The 19576-nt window shown below is 70.4% G+C and carries 13 protein-coding genes; 7 read left to right on the top strand and 6 right to left on the bottom strand.

Annotated elements, in window-relative coordinates; translation table 11 throughout:
- Positions 1-13 precede the first annotated feature (13 nt).
- Together BLQ63_RS11575 and BLQ63_RS11570 are read left to right on the top strand one after the other, a co-directional pair.
- Positions 14-601, top strand: a complete 588-nt coding sequence (locus BLQ63_RS11575; protein ID WP_245680949.1) for a SigE family RNA polymerase sigma factor — start codon at positions 14-16, stop codon at positions 599-601.
- Positions 594-1820 carry a TolB-like translocation protein gene (locus tag BLQ63_RS11570; protein WP_091034021.1) on the top strand — a complete coding sequence of 409 codons (1227 nt, stop codon included), beginning with the start codon at positions 594-596 and terminating at the stop codon, positions 1818-1820. The genes BLQ63_RS11575 and BLQ63_RS11570 overlap by 8 nt, the downstream gene beginning before the upstream one ends.
- Before the next feature lie 164 nt (positions 1821-1984).
- Here BLQ63_RS11570 and BLQ63_RS11565 read toward each other — a convergent pair whose 3' ends face one another.
- Positions 1985-3913, bottom strand: a complete 1929-nt coding sequence (locus tag BLQ63_RS11565; protein ID WP_419774934.1) for an ABC transporter ATP-binding protein — start codon at positions 3911-3913, stop codon at positions 1985-1987.
- Positions 3914-4003: 90 nt separating this feature from the next.
- A complete protein-coding gene (locus BLQ63_RS11560) occupies positions 4004-4264 on the bottom strand; it encodes a helix-turn-helix domain-containing protein (protein WP_091034014.1) in 261 nt (86 codons plus the stop codon).
- Positions 4265-4368: 104 nt separating this feature from the next.
- On the opposite strand from BLQ63_RS11560, the gene BLQ63_RS11555 reads away from it, so the two are divergent.
- A complete protein-coding gene (locus tag BLQ63_RS11555) occupies positions 4369-5595 on the top strand; it encodes a hypothetical protein (RefSeq protein WP_143014850.1) in 1227 nt (408 codons plus the stop codon).
- A gap of 230 nt (positions 5596-5825) precedes the next feature.
- Here BLQ63_RS11555 and BLQ63_RS11550 read toward each other — a convergent pair whose 3' ends face one another.
- Complete coding sequence (locus BLQ63_RS11550) at positions 5826-7445, bottom strand: ABC-F family ATP-binding cassette domain-containing protein (protein ID WP_091034006.1); 1620 nt, start codon at positions 7443-7445, stop codon at positions 5826-5828.
- A gap of 406 nt (positions 7446-7851) precedes the next feature.
- Between BLQ63_RS11550 and BLQ63_RS11545 the strand changes: the two genes are divergently transcribed.
- Complete coding sequence (locus BLQ63_RS11545; RefSeq protein WP_143014849.1) at positions 7852-8544, top strand: M23 family metallopeptidase; 693 nt, start codon at positions 7852-7854, stop codon at positions 8542-8544.
- A gap of 116 nt (positions 8545-8660) precedes the next feature.
- Here BLQ63_RS11545 and BLQ63_RS28845 read toward each other — a convergent pair whose 3' ends face one another.
- From BLQ63_RS28845 to BLQ63_RS11530, 3 genes are all read right to left on the bottom strand, one after another.
- Positions 8661-9653, bottom strand: a complete 993-nt coding sequence (locus BLQ63_RS28845; RefSeq protein WP_091033998.1) for a LacI family DNA-binding transcriptional regulator — start codon at positions 9651-9653, stop codon at positions 8661-8663.
- Positions 9653-12487, bottom strand: a complete 2835-nt coding sequence (locus BLQ63_RS28840) for a glycoside hydrolase family 3 protein (RefSeq protein WP_091033995.1) — start codon at positions 12485-12487, stop codon at positions 9653-9655. The genes BLQ63_RS28845 and BLQ63_RS28840 overlap by 1 nt, the downstream gene beginning before the upstream one ends.
- Before the next feature lie 330 nt (positions 12488-12817).
- Positions 12818-14068, bottom strand: a complete 1251-nt coding sequence (locus BLQ63_RS11530) for an ROK family transcriptional regulator (protein WP_218125214.1) — start codon at positions 14066-14068, stop codon at positions 12818-12820.
- A gap of 386 nt (positions 14069-14454) precedes the next feature.
- On the opposite strand from BLQ63_RS11530, the gene BLQ63_RS11525 reads away from it, so the two are divergent.
- The 3 genes from BLQ63_RS11525 (at position 14455) to BLQ63_RS11515 (ending at position 18138) form a co-directional block, all read left to right on the top strand.
- Complete coding sequence (locus tag BLQ63_RS11525) at positions 14455-16140, top strand: type 2 periplasmic-binding domain-containing protein (RefSeq protein ID WP_091033991.1); 1686 nt, start codon at positions 14455-14457, stop codon at positions 16138-16140.
- Between the two features lie 88 nt (positions 16141-16228).
- Positions 16229-17209 (top strand): ABC transporter permease, encoded by a 981-nt coding sequence (locus tag BLQ63_RS11520; RefSeq protein WP_091033988.1) that lies wholly within the window; start codon positions 16229-16231, stop codon positions 17207-17209.
- Positions 17206-18138, top strand: coding sequence for a carbohydrate ABC transporter permease (locus tag BLQ63_RS11515; RefSeq protein WP_091033983.1), 933 nt, complete (start codon positions 17206-17208; stop codon positions 18136-18138). Before BLQ63_RS11520 ends, BLQ63_RS11515 begins: the two co-directional genes overlap by 4 nt.
- The last annotated feature ends 1438 nt before the right edge of the window (positions 18139-19576 follow it).

The raw sequence follows: 19576 nt of genomic DNA, 5'->3' as shown, positions 1-19576 counted from the left end.
AACGGAACCGATCGTGAACGGACCGACCGCCCCACCGGGGGCGCCGCCGACGCGGCAGGGCGAGTTCGAGGACTTCGTCAGAGCCAGGTCGGGCGCCCTGTGCGCCTCGGCCTACCTGCTCACCGGCGACCGCGGACTCGCCGAAGACCTCGTGCAGGACGCCCTCGCACGCACCTGGCGCTCCTGGAAGCGCCTGCACCAGACCGCGAACGCCGAGGCCTACACCCGGCGCACCATGTACCACCTGCACGTGAGCCGCTGGCGGCGCAGGAAGGTCGCGGAGATCGCGACCGACGCCGTGCCCGAGCGGCGCTTCGACGAACCCGACACCGCCCTCCGGCTCGCCGTGCACGCCGCGCTGCTGTCGCTGCCCGCCACCCAGCGGGCCGCGATCGTGCTGCGCTACTTCGAGGACCGGACCGAGACGGCCGCCGCGGCCATCCTCGACTGCCCGGTCACCACGCTGCGGGCCCGCGTCCAGCGCGGACTGCGGCGACTGCGCAACTCCTTCCCCGAGCTGGTCGTGCTCGGGGACGCCGACGGGCGGCTCCACCGCTGGGAACTGGAGTTCGAGAACGTGAGGGGAGAGGCCAATGCCTGACTCGATTCGCGAACTGCTGCAAGGCATCGCAGGAGACGAACCCGGTCCTTCGCGGGACCTGGCATCGGGCGCGCTCAAGCGGGCCCGCGGGATCGGGCGCCGCCGCGTCGCGGCCGGCGCGCTCGGCGTGGTCGTCGCACTGGCGCTGGCGGGCGCCGGCGTGGCGGGGATCGTCAACGCGCGGGGCGCGGACCCGGTCCCCCCGGCCGACGATCCGAGCTCAACGGTCGACGACCCGAGCTCCGCGGCCGAGACGGCCACCCCCGACGACGAGGACGTCGCGACCGGCTGCGGGGTCCGCCCGGGCGACTGGGAGGAGGGGACCTTCCCCGCGCGCGGCGACTCGGACTCGGCGGCGGACCTGGACGGGCTGCCCGCGGAGGTGCTGTTCCGCATGACCGATGCGGCGCTGGGCGACCGCTCCACCCAGAGGGTCCTCTTCGGGCCCGGTGAGGAGGAGACCTCCGGCCTGGACGTGCAGAGCGACTACCTGTACCACCCGGCGCCCGACGGGGTCCGGGCGCTCGCGGTCGACCGGGGCGACCAGTGCGGCGCCGCGTACGTGGAGCTGAACGACTTCCGGTACGAGGGGCCCGACGAGTTCGCGTTCGCGACGGAGCAGGTGATCTCGGTGGAGCCGGTCCACTGCACCATCAGCTGGTCGCCCGACTCGAACAAGGTCCTCTTCCACGAGCCGATCGGGTTCGAGGACCCGAAGGGCTACATGCTCGACGTGAGCACCGGAGCGCTGACGGAGCTGCCGGAGGCGCTCGGCTGCGGGGCGGTCTGGCTGCCGGACGGCGAGTTCGTCTGGGACGGGCAGTCCACGGTGATGCGGCCCGACGGCTCGGACGCGACGGAGCTGCCCGGGCTCGCCGACCACCTCATCGGCGGGGACGACCTGTGGTGGCCCACCGGCGTCTCGGCCGACGGCGGCGAGGTCTGCGCCCAGGACTACCGCGAAGAAGAAGGCGACATCGACCCTTGGACCTGCGACTTCTACGTCGACACCGCCACCGGTGACGAACTGGAGCTGCCGGTCGAGGGCGACTCGCAGCAGGTCGTGTTCCTCGCCGACGGGTCGATGCTCGAGCTGGTCGAGGTGGACGGGACGCGGACGGTGTACCTCATCGACCCGGCCGGGGCGATCGTCGAGGAGCTGACCATGTCGGGCATGCTCGACGGCGAGCTGGAGCTGCTCTCCTACTTCACCGAGTAGGCCCGGAGACCACCGAAGCCGCTGTCCTTCGTTCGAAGGGCGGCGGCTTCGCCTCGCCTGGAGCGCGCAGGTTCGCGGCCCGCGGACCCTCCCTGCCCTGGTCGATCTCGAACGCCACCCGCCGGTTCGGGGCCGTGGCCCGGGGCCCCTTCGCTTCCGGGGCCTCACCCGGCGGTCGAGAGCGCCCCTTCGGCGCCGGTGAAGCGCTCGGCGAACTGCGTCCGGTACAGGTCCGCGTAGAGGCCGCCGCGTTCGACCAGGTCGTCGTGGGTGCCCGACTCGGCGACGCGGCCCTCTTCGAGGACCACGATCTTGTCCGCGCGGCGCACCGTCGAGAGGCGGTGGGCGATGACGAGCGAGGTGCGGCCTTCGAGCGCGGTGTCGAGGGCGCGCTGGACGGCGGCCTCGGACTCGGAGTCGAGGTGGGCGGTGGCCTCGTCCAGGATCACGATCGGCGGGGCCTTCAGCAGGACCCGGGCGATCGCCAGGCGCTGCTTCTCGCCGCCGGAGAAGCGGTAGCCGCGCTCGCCCACGACGGTGTCGAGGCCCGATTCGAGGCGGCGGACGGTCTCGCCGATCTGGGCTCGGTCGAGGGCCTCCCAGACCTCCTCGTCGGTGGCCCCCGGGCGCGCGTACACGAGGTTCTCGCGCACGGTGTCGTGGAACAGGTGCGCGTCCTGGGTGACCATGCCGATGTGGTCGGAGAGCGAGGCCAAGGTCAGCTCGCGCACGTCGGTGCCGCCGACCTCGACGGCGCCGGCGGTGACGTCGTACAGGCGCGGCACCAGGTTCGCGGTGGTGGTCTTGCCCGCGCCCGAGTGGCCCACGAGCGCCACGAGTTCGCCGGGGGCGACGTCGAAGGAGACGCCGGAGAGGATCTGGCGGCCGTTGTCGGACCGGTCGGGCCGGGCCAGGTCCTCCAGGCTCGCGAGGGAGACCTCGTCGGCGCCCGGGTAGCGGAACTCGACGTCGCGGAAGCTGATAGCGGCCGCGCCGTCGGGCAGCTCCTTGGCGTCGTCGGCCTCGCGGATGAGCGGCTTGAGGTCCAGGACCTCGAAGACCCGCTGGAAGCTCACCAGGGCGCTCATGACGTCGACGCGGACGTTCGAGAGCGCCATCAGGGGCCCGTACATGCGCGTGAGCAGCAGCGCGAGCGTGACGACGGTGCCGGCGCTGAGCTGGCCGGCGAAGACGAGCGCGCCGCCGAGGCCGTACGCGAGCGCCTGCGACAGGCCCGCGACGAGCGTGAGCGCGACGATGAAGGTCCGCGCGTACATCGCGGTGGTGATGCCGATGCCGCGCACGCGGTCGGCCTTGCCCGCGAAGTCGGACGACTCGGCGTCGGGGCGGCCGAAGAGCTTCACGAGCATCGCGCCGCCGATGTTGAACCGCTCGGCCATCTGGGTGTTCATGGCCGCGTTCAGGTCGAAGCTCTCCTTGGTGAGCGCGGCGAGCTTGCGGCCGACCCACTTGGCCGGGACGATGAAGACCGGCACGAGCACCAGCGAGAGCAGGGTGATCTGCCAGGACTGGAAGAACATGACGCCGATGATGAGCGCGACGGCGATGCCGTTGGAGACGAGCCCCGAGAGGGTGCTCGTGAACGCGCGCTGGGCGCCCATGACGTCGTTGTTCAGCCGCGAGACGAGCGCGCCGGTCTGGGAGCGGGTGAAGAACGCGACCGGCATCGACTGGACGTGGTCGAAGACCGACCGCCGCAGGTCGTAGATGATGCCTTCGCCGAGCTTCGCCCCGTACCAGCGCATGGCGAGGTTGAGGACGCCTTCGAAGACGGCGAGCCCGGCGATGATCGCGGCGATGACGACGACGCCGCGCTGGGTGCCGTTCCCGCCGGTCAGCTCGTTGACGATGTCGCCGGCGAGGACCGGCGTGGCGACGCCGATGGCGGCGATCGCGGTCACGAGCGCGATGAAGAGCGCGATGTCGCGCCGGTAGGGCTGCGCGAAGCGCAGGATGCGGCGTTTGACGCCGCTCGAGAGTGTGACGCCCTTGAGGTCGTCAGCTCGCCGCATGGAGCGCATGGCGTCCCAGCCGGCAGGTCCCATCGATGACACTGGGCCTCCTGTGTGCAGGTGTCCGCCCAAGTGCGGTCGTCGTGCGGGGTGGGGCTTGGGCTGTTTCGATCTCGTTTCCGAGACGAAGAACGCCCTGTGACGCCCTTTTTATTTCCGGGAGCCCTTGCGGGCCCCTCCCCGGGTTCGAAAATCGACTCCGGCCTCGGCCAGGAGCCGGTGCACGAAGCCGTAGGAGCGGCCTATCGTGGAGGCGATGTCCCTGATGCTCTGCCCTTTCTCGTAGGCGGCGGTGACGTGTTCGGTGAGCTCGCGGCGCTCGTCGCCGCGGACCTGCCGGTTCGGATCGGTCCTGGTTGCGGGGTCTTCGCCCGAATCGGCGCTGCGCTGCGCTGGAACCTCAGGTGTCATGTGTCCTTTCCTAAGCACGGAGGGTGATGAAGGAACGTTGTGAAGTTTGCCGGACTTTTCTCGCCCGGCGGTCGCTTCTGTCGGATACCCGATAGTTTCGTAACGTGACCGCACCGCAGACTTCTCTCACCGATGGGGTGGAAGCCCTCGCTCCCGCCCGACTGCGCCACAAACGGTTGCGCGACATCGGGATCTGGCTGTCGCTGCTCGCGGCGACGTTCACCGTCGCGTCGGTGGCGGTCTCGACCTCCGAAGTGGTCGGTCCGGCCACGCTGCCGTGGTGGCCCGCGCAGAACCTCTCCCTGCACGTCACCGCCGGCATGGTGGTCGCGCCGCTGACGGCCGCGGCGGTGCTCGCGGCGGCCTCGCGGCCGGCGGCGGCCCGCATGTCGTGGAACGCGCTGCTCGTGGTGTCCTATCTGGCCTCGATCACGTGGTCGGCCGCGCTGCACACGAACGTGGACCCCACGACGATGTCGACGGCGACCGCCGGGGCCCGCGGCGCGATCGCGCTCCTGGTGTCCTACACCGGTTCCGAAGCGGGCCTTGCGATCACGGTGATCGCGCTGTCGTGCCTGACGGTGCCGCTGACGCTGGTCGCGGTGAAGTCGGTGTCCGGCCCGGTCGCGGCTCGCGCGCTGTCGCCGGTGCTGATCCTGGGTCCGTGGGCGGCGTGGACGACCCTGGGGATCGACGGGATCGCCGCGGCGGCCTGCGCGGCGGTGCTCGCGTGCGGCGCGGCGGCATCGGAGCGGCGGGTCCGGCGCTGGGACGCGTTCTGGGGCGCGGCGGCGACGGGCGGCCTGCTCGGCATCGCGGCGCTCCTGTCGTACGGGGCGGCGTGGTTCGCCGTGTCGCTGCTGTGCCTGTACTTCGTGCGGCGCCGGCCCGTGCAGATCCTCGTGTCGGCCGGTGCGGCCCTGGCGGTCCTGGGGACGGCCGCGACCGTGGGCTCCTCGTGGCCGTACGGCCTCGTCGACACCTACAACGCGGCCATCGGCGAGATCGCGGCGAACCCGGGCCAGCTGTGGTGGCTGGCGATCATGCCCGCGCTGGTGTGCGTGGCGTGCGGACCGGCGGTGATCGAGAGCCTGCGGCGGTTCGGGTCGAGCACGGCGTGGCCGCTGATGATCGGCCCGGTGCTCGCGCTCATGATCGCGCCGCTCAGCGGATCGAACCCGGAGCACCCCGAGTACGGGTGGATCGCCTTGTGCCCGTGGCTGATCGTGGCGGCGACGGCGGGTTCCGACCGCAACCGCTCGGTGCGGGTGCCGCTGGTGACCGCAGGAGCGGGCGCCTGTGCGGCGATCGTGATGATGTACTCGGGCTGACGAGGAAGCATCGGCTTACCCACGTACCATCCCTAGCCCCCACCCACCCCGGGGAAAGGTAGCCCCAACGCTCCCGCGCGGGTCCGACAGGAACGCGCCCACGCGGCGGGCATGTCACTCGAAAGCGTGCCCCGCCGCGAGCCGCGCTCGCGTCAGGTGAGTACGAACGGCGCTCGTGTCGGGCCGGTTCGAACCGCGCTCGTGTCGGGCCCTTCCGAGCCGCGCTCGCGTCAGGCGAGTTCGACGAGTTCCATCAGGTCGTCGGACCAGAGGTCCTCGTCGCCGTCGGGGAGCAGGATCGCGCGCTCGGGGCGCAGCGCCTCGACCGCGCCCGGGTCGTGCGTGACCATCACGATCGCACCGCTGAAGCCGTCCACCGCGTCGAGCACCTGCTGTCGGCTCGCCGGGTCGAGGTTGTTCGTCGGCTCGTCGAGCAGCAGCACGTTCGCGCCCGAGGACACCAGGCTCGCCAGCGCCAGGCGGGTCTTCTCGCCGCCGGAGAGGACGCCGACGGGCTTGTGCACGTCGTCGCCGGGGAACAGGAACGCGCCGAGGATCTTCCGCAGCTCCGAGTCGGGCAGGTCGGCGCCGGAGTCCGAGGCGGCCGACTGCATCTGCTCCAGGACGGTGCCGGTGTGGTCGAGCGTGTCGTGCTCCTGCGCGAAGTAGCCGATGCGCAGGCCGTAGCCGGGCTCGACCTCGCCGGTGTCGGGTTCGAGCGTGCCGGCGAGCATCCGCAGCAGCGTGGTCTTGCCGGCGCCGTTGAGGCCGAGGATGACCACGCGCGAGCCGCGGTCGATGGCGAGGTCGACGCCGGTGAAGATCTCCAGCGAACCGTAGGACTTCGACAGGCCGGAGGCGGTGAGCGGGACCTTGCCGCAGGGCGCGGGCTGGGGGAGGCGCACGTCGGCGACCTTCTCCTGCACGAGGTCCTCTTCGAGGTTGTCGAGCATCTCCTCGGCGCGGCGGATCATGCCCTTGGCGGCCTTGGCCTTGGTGGCCTTCGCGCCGAGCTTCGCGGCCTGCCTGGTGAGGGTGGCGGCCTTCTTCTCGGCGTTGGCGCGCTCGCGGCGGCGGCGCTCGGCGTCCTCGGCCCGCTGGCGCTGGTAGGCCTTCCAGCCGAGGTTGTAGATGTCGATGACCGAGCGGGTCGGGTCGAGGAACCACACCGTGTTGACCACTTCGTCGAGGAGTTCGACGTCGTGGGTGATGAGGACGAGGCCGCCCTTGTGGCCGGCGAGGAAGCCGCGCAGCCAGTTGACGGAGTCGGCGTCGAGATGGTTGGTGGGCTCGTCGAGCAGGAGGATGCCGTCGCCGTCGTCGGAGAAGAGGATGCGGGCGAGTTCGACGCGGCGGCGCTGGCCGCCGGAGAGGGTCGAGAGCGGCTGGGCGAGGATGCGGTCCTCGAGGCCCAGCTTGGAGCAGATGCGGGCGGCGTCGGACTCGGCCTGGTAGCCGCCGCGGGCGGAGAACTGCTCTTCGAGGCGCGAGTAGCGGTTCACCAGCTTGTCGCGCTTGTCGTCGTCGGCGACCTCGGCGAGTGCGGCCTCGGTCTTGGCGAGGTCGGCCAGGAGCTGGTCGAGGCCGCGGGCGGAGAGGACGCGGTTGGCAGCGGTCTGCGTGAGGTCGGCGAAGCGCGGGTCCTGCGGGAGGTACCCGAAGGGCCCGCTGTTCTCGATCCTGCCCGCGTAGGGCTGGGTGAGGCCCGCGAGGACGTTCATGGTGGTGGTCTTGCCGGCGCCGTTGCGTCCGACGAGGCCGATTCGGTCGCCGGGCTGGATCCGCAGATCGGCCCCGGACAGGAGGATGCGCGAACCTGCGCGCAGCTCGAGACCGGCAGCGGTGATCATGTGGCACTCCTTCAGGCGATGGCGGGCCAGGGTGGTACTCACACGACGGCCGCAGACCTTTCAAGTTTAGGCGGCGTCGTGCGTCACGGTCATGCCGATATAGCCGGAGGCACCATTCGCGACGGAGATCTCACTCTCGGTGAGCTCCCTCCTCCTTTCGGAGGAGGCGCGGCCGCCCCCCGGTGCCGACCTCTGCCGCAAGGGGACCAGTTAGGGCGTTGTTTCCGCAGGTCTTTGACCGGTTGTCGGGTTCGGGTCGGGTACGTTTCCCGGCGCTATGGGCAAACATGACGACACCCGCGAATCCGCGGGAAACGAAATGACCAGCCGCCGGCTCCGGGCGATCGTCCGGAGGCGCCGAATCCGTCGCGAACGTCACAGCTGGCGATTCGTCAACGGGGGCCTGGTGGCCGCCATCATCACCGGTTGGGTGGTCGCGTCCCTGTCGGGGCAGGCCGCCGCGCAGGCCGCCGAGGAGTCCACTGTCGAAGAGCAGACGGTGGTCCAGGCGGACTGGAAGGTGGACGCGGTCCTGGCCGACATGGCCACCGTGTACGCCGCCGAGGAGGCCGAGCGGGTGAAGGCCGAGGCCGAGGCCGCCGAGAAGGCCGCTGAAGAGGCGGCCGCCGCCCAGGCGGCCGAGGAGGCGGCCGCGGCGCAGGCGGCCGAGGAGGCCGCTGCTGCCGCCGCCGCGGAGGCCGAGGCGGCCAACCCGTGGACCTCGCCTTCGGATGCGGACATCACCTCTTACTACGGCATGCGGAACGGCTCGCTGCACGGCGGGACCGACTTCGCCAACGCCGAGGGCGACGAGATCCCGGTGGTGGGCGACGGCACTGTGACGTACGTCGGCTTCGAGGCCGGCGGCTACGGCAACGTGGTCTACGTCGACCACGGCGACGGGGTCGAGACGCGCTACGCGCACGCCTCCGAGGTCCCCGTCAGCGTCGGGGACGAGCTGTCGAAGGGCGACACCGTGATCCTGTCGGGGAACACCGGCGGCTCGACCGGTCCGCACCTGCACTTCGAGGTGCTCATCGACGGCGAGAAGGTCGACTCGCTCGCCTGGCTCGAAGAGCAGGGCGTCGAGGTCGGCTAGCGACCGGACTCCGCTTCACTCCTACGAGAGACGGCGGTCCCGGGGTCTCGGCGAAGCTTGCGAGCTGTAAATGAGCTCAGCCTCCCGCCCCCGGGCCGCCGTTTCGCCGTCCCGTCTCAGCGGACGGTCAGCTGCGGCTCGACCAGGGTCGAGTCGGGGACGTCCAGGCCGTCGAGCTTGCGCATGAGGTGTCGCACCGCGGTCTCCGCGAGGGTCTCGGCGGGCACCAGGACCGAGGGCAGCTGCGGGTGGACCCGCTCGGCGACCTCGTCGGGGCCGATGACGACCACGTGGAAGTCCTCCCCCACGCGCTTGCCCGCGTCGGCCAGGGCGTGCATGACGTGGCCGACAGCCGGCTCGTTGTGGACGGCCAGACCCGTCAGCGCGGGATTGGCAGCCAGGAGCTCCTTCACGGTGCGCTGCACCGAGACCGGCTCGTCCGGGCAGGGCCAGACCTCGGCGCGGGCGCCGGAGCGGCCGAGGAAGCCCTCGCGGACGCGCTCGGCGAAGCCGGTGCGGCGGGCGTAGACCGCCTCGGAGGCGCCCAGGAGCGCGATGTCCCCGCACCCGCGCTCGGCGAGGTAGTCGGCGCAGACGCTGCCGGCGGCGGTGAAGTCGAGGTCGACACAGGTCAGTCCCTCGGCGTCGGCCGGGAATCCGATGAGGACGCTCGGGAGTCCCAGGCGCCGCAGGGTCTCCACGCGCGGGTCGCGCACTTCGACGTCCATGAGGATAAGTCCGTCCACAATGGCCGATGCCGCGACCCGTGCCAGGCCCGCGGGCCCCTCGTCGGCGGTCATCAGCAGGACGTCCTGGTCGTGGCGGCGGGCCTCGGTGACCGCGCCGGAGGCGAACTGCATGAGCACCGGCAGGTGCATGCCGTCGCGCAGCGGCAGCATCATCGCGATGACCCCCGCGCGCCGGGAGGCGAGCGAGCGCGCCCCGGCGTGCGGGTGGTACCCGAGGTCGGCCACGGCCTGCATGACGCGGTCGGCCGTCTCCGGGGAGATCGACCGCTTCCCGCTCAGGACATAGGAGACGGTGCTCGCGGCGACCCCGGCGCGGGCGGCCACGTCGGCGATGGTCACGCCGCGGCCAGGGCCGGCCACTAGGATTCCCCGCCGGCGGCGAAGCCGAGCGACGCGAGGCGGACCGGGCCGGACTCGAAGGTCACGTACAGGTCCTTGACGCCCTCGACGGGGCCGAGGTCGACGGTGACGTCCTCGTAGTCGTAGACGCCGCCGGTGGTCGGCGTGTCGATCTTGGCGAGCACATCGCCGTCGAGCGGGTCGTCCACGCGCAGCACCAGCTGCGAGGACTGGCCGGCCACCCGGGCGGTGACGGTGGTGTAGTCGGGGCCGAAATCGCAGTCGCCCAGCATGATCCAGCCGCCCGCCTCCTCGGCGGCGATCACGTCGCCGGCGGTGCGGTTCTCGTCGCGCCACAGCACGCCCGCGTAGGCGTCGTTCGCGGTGGCGCGCAGCGGCTGCGAGAGGTCGCGGGGGCCGACGACCTCGCCGTCGACGCGGACCGAGGCCGAGAGCACGATGTTCGCGGAGGAGCGGCCGACCATGAGGCGCTGGCGGCTCTTCTCGACGATCGTCCGCCCGGTCACGTTGTCCCAGTGGGCGAAGTCGTCCACATCGACGGTGAACTCGACCGTGCGGGTCTCCCCGGCTGCGAGGCGGACCTTGTCGAAGGCCCGGAGCTGGCGCAGCGGCTGCTTGACACGCGAGCCGCACTGGTGCGAGTACAGCTGCACCACTTCGACGCCGGGGCGGTCGGCGTTGTTGGTGACGTCGACGCGAACGGTGAGCTCCTCGCCGGGGCGGACCTGCTCGCGGTCGACCGCGAGGTTCGCGTACGTGAAGTCCGCGTAGGAGAGGCCGTGGCCGAACGGGTAGAGCGGCTGGCCGAGGTAGTAGAGGTAGGTCGCGTCGGAGGCCACGATGTCGTAGTCGAGCAGCGCGGGCAGCTCGGCGGCGTCGGTGTACCAGGTCTGCGGGAGGCGGCCCTCGGGGTCGCGCTCGCCGTAGAGGACCGCGGCGAGGGCGTTGCCCCACTCCTGGCCGCCGTGCCCCGACCACACCATCGCGGGCACGTGCTTGGCGGCCCAGTTGGCGGCGAACGGGTACGAGGAGGACATGACCAGAATGGTATTCGGATTCGCGGCGAGGACGGTGCCCAGGAGCCATGCCTGGGCCGAGGGCATGTTCAGGTCGGTGCGGTCTTCGGTCTCGCGGCCGTTCACGAGCGGGTGGTCCCCGACCACGACCACGGCCACGTCGGCCTCGGCGGCCAGCGCTGCGGCCTGTTCTCGGCCCTTGGAGACGAAATCGAAATCGAACTCCGCCGCCTGCGAGCGGTCGTCGCTCAGAATGACGCGGCCGCTCTCGATGGCGAACCACCTGCCGGACTCGGCGCCCTCGCTCTTGTGGATCTGCTGGACGGCGACCTTGCCGCCTTCGACTTCCACCATCGTGAAGGTCTCGTGCACGTCGAACTCGTGGGGGCCGACCGAGTCGGCGCCGACGGTCCCGTCCTCGCGCCCGTCGACGTACTTGCCGGTCCGGACGCTCCGGAACGTGTAGGACCAGCCGCCCCAGTCGAAGAGGTCGAACTGGGCGTCGACGCCCTGGGTGTCGGTGAGGGTGAGTTCGGCCCCGTCGGCGCCGGCGGTGATGTTGCCGGTCTTGTGGCGCAGGCGGATGCGGTCGACGCCTTCGCAGTAGGTCACCTCGGCGCGCTCGGCGAGCGCCTCGCGGGCGGTGACGGCGTAGGGCAGGGTGCCTGAGTACCAGTCCTGCATCTGCGTGTCGGCGAGCGGGCCGACGACGGCGATCTTCTTGGGGGCCTTCAGGGGCAGGATGCCGTCGTTCTTGAGCAGCGTGATCGACTGCGCGGCGGCCTCGCGGGCGAGGGCCTGGTGCTCCGGGGAGTTGACGACCTCGCGGCCGATGTGCGCGTAGGCGTCCTCGGGGTCGAACTCGCCGAGTCCGAAGCGCACGAACAGGTTGCGGCGCGCGGCGGTGTCGATGTCGGTCTCGTCGAGGAGGCCGCGCTCCAGGGCGGTCTCGATGTGGGCGAGGACCTCGCCGGGGCGGTCGTCGTCCTGGGTGAAGGAGTCCAGGCCGGCCTTGACGGCGGCGGCGTAGGCGGTCGGGAGGTCTTCGAAGTAGCCCTGGAGCTGCGCGAGGTTGTTGGGCGCGTAGGCGTCCGAGACGATGAAGACCTCTTCGGTCGTCCAGGTGCGCAGTTCGGTGTTGACCAGGGGTGTCACGTGCGCGGGGCGGCCGTTGACGAGGTTGTAGGACAGCATCACCGCGACCGCGTCGCCGCTCGCCAGTGCCGGGCGGTGGGCGGCGAACTCGTACTCGCGCAGGACGCGGGGAGGCATGTTGGAGGAGGTGGTGCAGCGGTCGGCCTCGTTGCCGTACGCGAGGAAGTGCTTGACGGTGGGCGCGGTCTTCCAGGTGGTGCCGTCGTCGCCCTTGAGGCCGCGCGCGTAGGCGCCGCCCATGAGGCCGGTCATCCACGCGTCCTCGGAGTAGCCCTCCTCGTTGCGGCCCCAGCGGGGGTCGCGCAGCGGGTTCACGGTGGGGGCCCAGACGTTGCGGCCGACCTTGACCGGGTCGTCGTGGTTGAAGGCGAGGACCTCGTCGGCGACGGCGGCGCCGACCCGTTCCACCAGTTCGGGGTTCCAGGTCGCGCCGAGTGCGACCACCTGCGGGAAGACGGTGGCCTCGCCGAGCCAGGCGAGCCCGTGGAGGGCTTCGGTACCGGTCTTGAACGGCCCCATGCCGAGTCGTTCGACGGGGCGGTGGTACTGGTGCAGCAGCCCGATCTTCTCGTCGAGGGTGAGGCGGGAGAGCAGGTCGGCGATGCGCTTCTCGCGCGGGAGGCCGGGGTCGCGGAACGCGGGGCGAGGGTCGAGATCACTCATGGGTGGACTTCCTTGCTTGGACGTCGCTGTCGTGGGAAAGGCCCGTCGAAGCGCTTCGATGACGAAAGCGTCACCGCCGGTGGTCGCTGTGCCAGCGGGGTCGCGCTTTCAGTGAAGAAGCTTGTCGAAGCGCTTCGATTGAGGAATGCAAGATTTCTACACCCCTGCCGAGCCCGGCGTCAAGACGGGACTGGCCGGACAACGTACGTAATTGACGGGTTTCGACCGTTGTGCGGGTTGCCTGCCTGCGGAAACGGCCGTGGTAACAGTTCCGAAACAACCGGGTCCGGCGGGGCTCGCGCGGCCCGCCGGACGCCGGTGCGGGGAGCGTCAGTGCCCGAGGGGCGTGGGCATCCGGCCCGCGTCGATGTCGTTGAGGATGCCGGTGGCCGCGCCGAGCGCGGGGGCCTCGTGGCCGAGCGCGGAGACGACGATCTCGGCCCCGCCCGCGCCGGAGGCGTGGGTGCGCGCGGCCAGCTCGGTCTCGGCCGCGGGGCCGATCCACGGGCTCAAGGCCTGGTAGTGACCGCCGAGCACCACGGCCTCGGGGTTGATGAGGTCGACGGCGAGGGCGATCCCGGCGCCGAGCGAGCGGCCGATGCGCTCCAGCGACTCGACGACGCGGGCCTCGCCGGCGCGGGCGCGGGTGACGATGTCCTCGACCTCGGCCTCGACCTCGGTGCCGGCGATGTCGTCCGATTCGGACAGTTCGTCGAGGACGGCGCGGACGCCCGCGAAGTCCTCGACGCGCCCGACGCGGCCGTCCACTTCGATGAGGAGGTTGCCGATCTCGCCGGCGAAGCCGGTGGCGCCCCTGCGGAGTTCGCCGTCGACGATGAGGCCGGCGCCGAGGCCGATCTCGCCGGTCAGGTAGATCATGTTGGACACCCCGGCCCAGGAGCCGAAGCGCTGCTCGGCGACGGCGCCGAGGTTGGCGTCGTTGTCGGCGGTGACGGCGTACTTCGGGTCGCGCATGGCCTGGCGCAGGCGGCCGGTGAGGTCGAACTCGTTCCAGCCCAGCATGGGCGCGCGCTGGACGACGCCCTCGTTGTCGATCATGCCGGGGACGGCGACGGCGAGGCCGAGGATCTGGCGGCCCTCGGCGTCCATCTTGTCCACGGCGCGCTTGGCGAGGCCGGCGAGCGCGGAGACGGACTTGCCGGGGGTGGAGCCGGAGCCGTCGTGCGCGCGGCGCCAGGACAGCAGGCGGTTCCCGGCGAGGTCGACGGCGACGAGGGTCATGTAGTCGACGTTGACCTCGACGCCGAGGGACGCGTAGTAGCCGGTGTCGACGCTGAGGAGGACGGCGGGCCGGCCGATGTTGCCGATGACCGAGCCGGACTCGCGCAGGACGCGGCGCTCGATGAGCTCGGCGACGAGCGAGGAGACGGTGGCCTTGTTGAGGCCGGTCTTGGCGGCGAGGTCGGCGCGCGAGCACCGGCCCTCGGCGCGGACCTGGCGGAGCACGAAGCCGAGGTTGTTGGCCCGGACGTCGGTGAAGTCGGCGCGCTTGGCGCGGCCGGGCTCGCCCTCCGGGACGCCGTTGGTCCCGGCCGACTTAGCCGCGATGCGCATCGCCATGTTGGTCCTCCTGCTGTTCCTCGTGGTCCACCGCCGGCGCGGCCTGTGGGCCGCCGGCCGGTGGGGCTCACGAGCCGTCCGTTCGGCACTTGCGGTGACGGTTGCGAGCCGCCGTCGGCAACTCCGGCAAAGCTTGCAAGCCGTCTTTTGGCATTCTCGTGGATGGCGACCAACGGTCGTCGAGCAGTCCCTGACAGTGGCGTATATGCACGTTCCACCACAAGTCCCGTTCTCGAATCGTGACCAATCCGCGCCCGTTTCGCCTGACCCCCCGCTTGTGCGGGGTGTCACCGTGCGCTACTTTAGTTTATCGAATAGCCGAACTAACTATCGGCCACACCCCCCGCAAAAACCCTCACTTGCAGTACGACCGAAAGGACAGCAACGTGGCTACTCCCTCAGACGGGTCGATCTTCCGGCGCCGATCCCTCTTCAAGGCGGCCGGTATCGGCGCCGCGGGGATCGCGGGCCTCCCTGTCATGGCCGCTTGCAGCGACATCGAGTCGGGCAGCGGCACTTCGCAGAGCACCGAGGGCTTCGACTTCCTTCCCGAGTACAAGGAATACGAGCTCCCGGTCCAGCCCGACCTGGTCGGCGAGCCGCCGAACCACCCCTCCGGCTTCACCACCTACCCCGAGCCGGTCGACGGCGTCGAGGCGGCGGAAGGCGCCGGCGAGTACGAGATCACCGTCCCGATGTGGGGCACGCCCCCGTCCGGGGACGACCCCTACTTCGCGGCCCTCCAGGAGGCCTGGGGCGGCACCAAGATCAACCTGCGCCAGGCCGACGGCAACACCTTCGCCGACACCTCGGTGCAGTGGCTCCAGGCCAACGAGTTCGGCGACGCCATCAACATGTTCGGCTGGATGACCGACGCCCACCCGAACTTCCAGGAGACGGTGGTCAACACCTTCTACGACCTGACCGACATCGTCAAGGGCGACATCTCCGAGCGCTGGCCGCTCCTGGCCGGCGAGCCCACCGCCTCGTGGGGCCAGTCCGTCTGGTCCACCGACCCGACCGACCCCGAGACCGCCCGCATCTTCGGCGTCCCGCAGAACTACTCCAGCGGCCCCGGCAACGGCATCTTCGTGCGCACCGACCTGCTCGAGGCGGCGAACCTCGCCATGCCGACCACGGTCGAAGAGGTCCTGGAGGTCGCCCGCGCCTGGTCCGACGGCGACGCCGGCAAGTGGGCCTTCCTGGGCCTGGACTACGTGACCCCCGAGTGGTTCGGCCTCGCCTCGAGCCCGGGCTGGTCCTTCATCGACGGCAAGCTGGTCCACAACTGCGAGCGCCCCGAGTACACCGAGTGGCTCGAGTTCCGCCGCACCTGCTGGGACGAGGGCCTGATCCACCCGGACACCCCCACCGGGACCCTGGACGGCCACGCCCTGCACATCGCCGGGACGATCCTCATGTCCCAGGACGGCATCTCCTGGTGGGCGGACTACACCAACCAGGCCCTGACCGGCACCGCGACCGGCTCGATCGACCCGATCGGCGCCATCGGCTTCAACGGCCGCGAGCCGATCCGCTACGTCAACAAGACCGTCGGCGGCTGGACCTTCTTCAACAAGGACCTCGAGAAGGAGCAGGTCGAAGAACTCCTCGACGTCATGAACTTCTGCTCCGCGCCTTACGGCACCAAGGAGTACGAGCTCCTCCAGTACGGCGTCGAAGGCACGCACTTCACCTACGGCGACGACGGCATCCCCGTCCGCACCGAGTCGGGCACCACCGTCGTCCAGGCCCCCGTCAACTTCAAGGAGATGTCGGGCCAGGTGCAGGTCTTCCTCACCGGCGACCCGGACCTCGTCCAGCGCCGGTTCGAGTACAACGCGTCGGTGAAGGACTTCGCCGAGACGGACATCTTCGCGGGCCTGCGCGTCGAGGGCCCGGCGGAGTACAAGACCGCCGCCCAGACCCTCCTCGACCAGCAGGACGACGTCTCCTACGGGCGCGCCGAGCTGTCGGCGATCCCGGACATGGTCGAGACCTTCATGAGCGCCGGCGGCGAGGCCGCCCGCGAGCACTTCACCAAGGCCTACGAGCAGGCGCAGGGCAACTAGCGCCCCGGCCGGGCCGCGGTGCCTCCCACCGCGGCCCGGCCCTCCCCCGTTCACCGCACCGGTACTCACTGACTGGACTACACAAGCGATGGCAGCAATCGAGACCTCGGCGCCCCCGGTCAAGGGCCGGGCCGCGGGCCGGCCCACCGTCAGGCGCAAGCGAACCGTCGGCCAGCGGCTCCGCCACGACTGGCCCCTGCTCCTGATGAGCGCCCCCGCGCTGGCGCAGCTGGCCGTGTTCTTCTACTGGCCCTCGTCCTGGAACATCATCGCGTTCATGGACTACAGCGCCTACCGGCCGTTCTGGGACAACCCGTTCGTCGGCTTCGCCTGGTTCGAGCGGCTCTTCTCCGACCCGTACTTCGTGCCCGCGCTGCTGAACACGCTGAAGTTCTCGGCGCTGAACCTGATGTTCCTGTTCCCGCTGTCGATCGCCCTGGCGCTCATCATGCACAGCGTGGTCTCGACGAAGGTCCGCAGCGTCTTCCAGTCGATCGTGTACCTGCCGTACTTCTTCTCGTGGGTCCTGGTCGTGACCATCTTCGTCCAGGTGCTCGGCGCCGACGGCCTGGTCAGCAACTGGCTCCTCGGCCTCGGCGGCGACCGGCTCGACATCATGTCGGATCCGAGCACGTTCACGTTCCTGGCCTGGCTCCAGTGGGCCTGGAAGGACGCGGGCTGGGGCATGATCATCTTCCTGGCCGCGCTCGCCTCGATCAACCCGAGCCTCTACGAGGCCGCCGCGGTCGACGGGGCCGGACGCTGGAAGCGCATGTGGCACATCACCATCCCGGGCATCCGGCCCGTGATCGTGCTGCTGCTGATCCTCCACATCGGGAACATCCTCACCGTCGGGTTCGAGCAGTACCAGCTGCAGCGCGCCGCGGTCGGGTACCAGACCACCGAAGTCCTCGACACGTTCGTCTACTACCGCGGCATCCAAGACGCGGCTTACTCGTTCGGCACCGCGGCGGGCCTGTTCAAGGGCGTGATCGGGTTGATCCTGATCCTCGTCGCGAACAATGTCGCCCACCGCCTCGGAGAGCAAGGGATCTACCAGAAGTCATGACCACCACTGCTTTCCGCACCAAGTCCCGCCGGAGCCAGCGCCCCGCGTGGGACGAGGAGCCGTCCTTCGCCGGGAAGTTCGTCAAGGCGGCCTTCCTCATCTGCTACGCCGCCGCGATCGTCCTTCCGATCTGGGCCGTCATCGCCACCAGCTTCGCGAGCGAGAGTGCGCTCCAGGATGCCGGCGGGAACCTGCTGCTGCTCCCCAACGATCTGAGCACCCAGGCCTACGAGCAGATCCTCGGCGGCGGCGCGCTCACCAACTCGCTGATCGTGACGATCCTGCTGACGGTCGGCGGCACCGCGATCTCGATGGTGCTCACCATCGGTGCGGCGTACGGGCTCTCGCGCCCCGGGTCGCTCCTGCACCGGCCGCTGCTCATGCTGGTGCTGTTCACGTTCCTGTTCGGGCCGGGCATGTACCCGAGCTATCTGGTGGTGCAGCAGCTGGGCCTGCTCGACAGCTACTGGTCGCTGATCCTGCCCTCGGCGCTCAACGCGTTCAACCTGATCGTGCTGCGGGCGTTCTTCATGAACAGCGTGCCGGGCGAGCTGATCGACGCCGCGAAGATGGACGGCGCGGGAGAGCTCCGCATCCTGTTCAGGGTCGTGCTGCCGATGTCGAAGGCGATCCTGGCGGTCATCGCGCTGTTCTATGCGGTGGGCTACTGGAACATCTACTTCCAGGCGGTGCTGTACACGCCGGGCCTGGAGACGCAGCCGATCCAGGTGGTGCTCCAGCGGATGCTGATGTCGACGCAGGGTATGCCGGGCGCGGACATCGGCCAGTACCAGGCCGCCGAGGCGGCCCCGACCGCGGCGTTGAAGATGGCCGTGGTGGTCTGCACGATCGTCCCGATCGTGATCATGTACCCGTTCATCCAGAAGCACTTCACGAAGGCGATCATCACCGGAGCCATCAAGGGCTAGGTGTGAAGTCCGGGAAACGCTCCGATCGGTGATGGTGAAATCACCTGACGGGTGAAGGCCTCCGGTGGTGCAGTGGCGCATCGATGATGCGTTGCCGCAACACCGGGGGCCTTTTCGCGCGATCACTACCGAACCGGCTCAACGGGTCTCCGCATGAGCGAACGGTCCCAGGCGCATCGCTGAACCGGGCCGAACTTGGGCTTGAGCTCAAACCAGCAGCGATGAAGCGGTGAGGAGCCGGTCCCTGATGAGTCCCCCGGCCTTGGCGCGTATCGAGTCAGTGTTCAGGCGCGCAGCGACGGGGTGCTGGGGTGCCGGGGGATCGATCCCCCGGCACATCGCCAAGGCCGGGCCGGTCTGGGGCCGGTGTTCAAGCATTCGGCGACGGAGCGGTAGGGGTCGGTCCTGGGTGAGTTGCTGAGGTCGGGCCGGTCTGAGGCCGGTGTTCAAACAGGCAGCGATGCAGGAGCGGTGGGGGTCGGCCCTCGGCGTGTTGCTGAGGCAGGGCCGGGCGTTGGCCGGTGTTCAGGCGGCAGCGACGAAGCGGCGAAGGCTGATCCACGGTGCGCTGCCCGAACCGGGGCGACCTTCGGTGGTGGTTCGAGCGGACAGCGACTGAGGGGCGGGTGGTGGGGCGGGCGTGTGTTGCCGCCCCTGGGCGCCGTCTCGGATGCGGTTCGAACGGGCGGCGACGATGAGGCGAGTAGCGGGCGGGGCGTGTGTTGCCGGGGCCTGCCCGATGGTGGCGCGGCGGTGGCGCGGCGGTGGCCTGTCCGATGGTGGTGTGGTGGTGGGTGTGGTTGCGGTGCACGGTCGCGCCCGCGCGGCGCACCGTGGCGTCGGTGTCGGTGGGTGTGTTGGTGTTGGTGGGTGTGCTGGTGGTGGTCATGTCGGGTCTCCTCCTTCCTGCTCCAGTCGTCGGCATCCTGCGGTAAGCCCCCTTGCGGTCGGCCCCTTGCGGTGATCACCACCGCACCGGCCTCGGCCTCGCCTTCGGCTTCGGCTCCCGCTCCGCTGCGCCCGTTCCCGTTCCCGCTCCCGCCCCTGCTCCCGCTTCTGTTCCTGCTCCTATGCCGGTTCCCCGCTCCTGCCCTGGTGGTGCTGGCAGGCTCGGCGGGTACCGGTCGGCGTGCAGGGCACCGGCGTGGGCGTGGGCCCCTTGGGGTTCGTGCCGGCAGTGTGCGCGGTCGCGCCAGACTGCCAGCCCCCCAGGGCGCGGGCACGGTACCGGGGCAGTGATGCCCGGCGCCCGTGCTCGAGCGTGCGGGTACTGCACCCGGGGTGCGGGTGGTGCTGGGTGTTGGTGGTGCTGGGTGGTGCTGCTTGCGGTGTTGGTCGGGACTGTCGGGGTGCGCGTGGATCGGGCGCAGATGCCAACCGGTCGTGATCATCGCAGGTGGCGCTTCAGAGGGCCTTTGCCTACGGTATGTGCCTCGTT

Origin of the sequence: Glycomyces harbinensis (assembly GCF_900101745.1) — a bacterium.
GTDB classification, from domain to species: domain Bacteria; phylum Actinomycetota; class Actinomycetes; order Mycobacteriales; family Micromonosporaceae; genus Glycomyces; species Glycomyces harbinensis.
The sequence above is the reverse complement of the archived record's forward strand: the minus strand, read 5'-3'. Positions and strand labels throughout refer to the sequence as shown.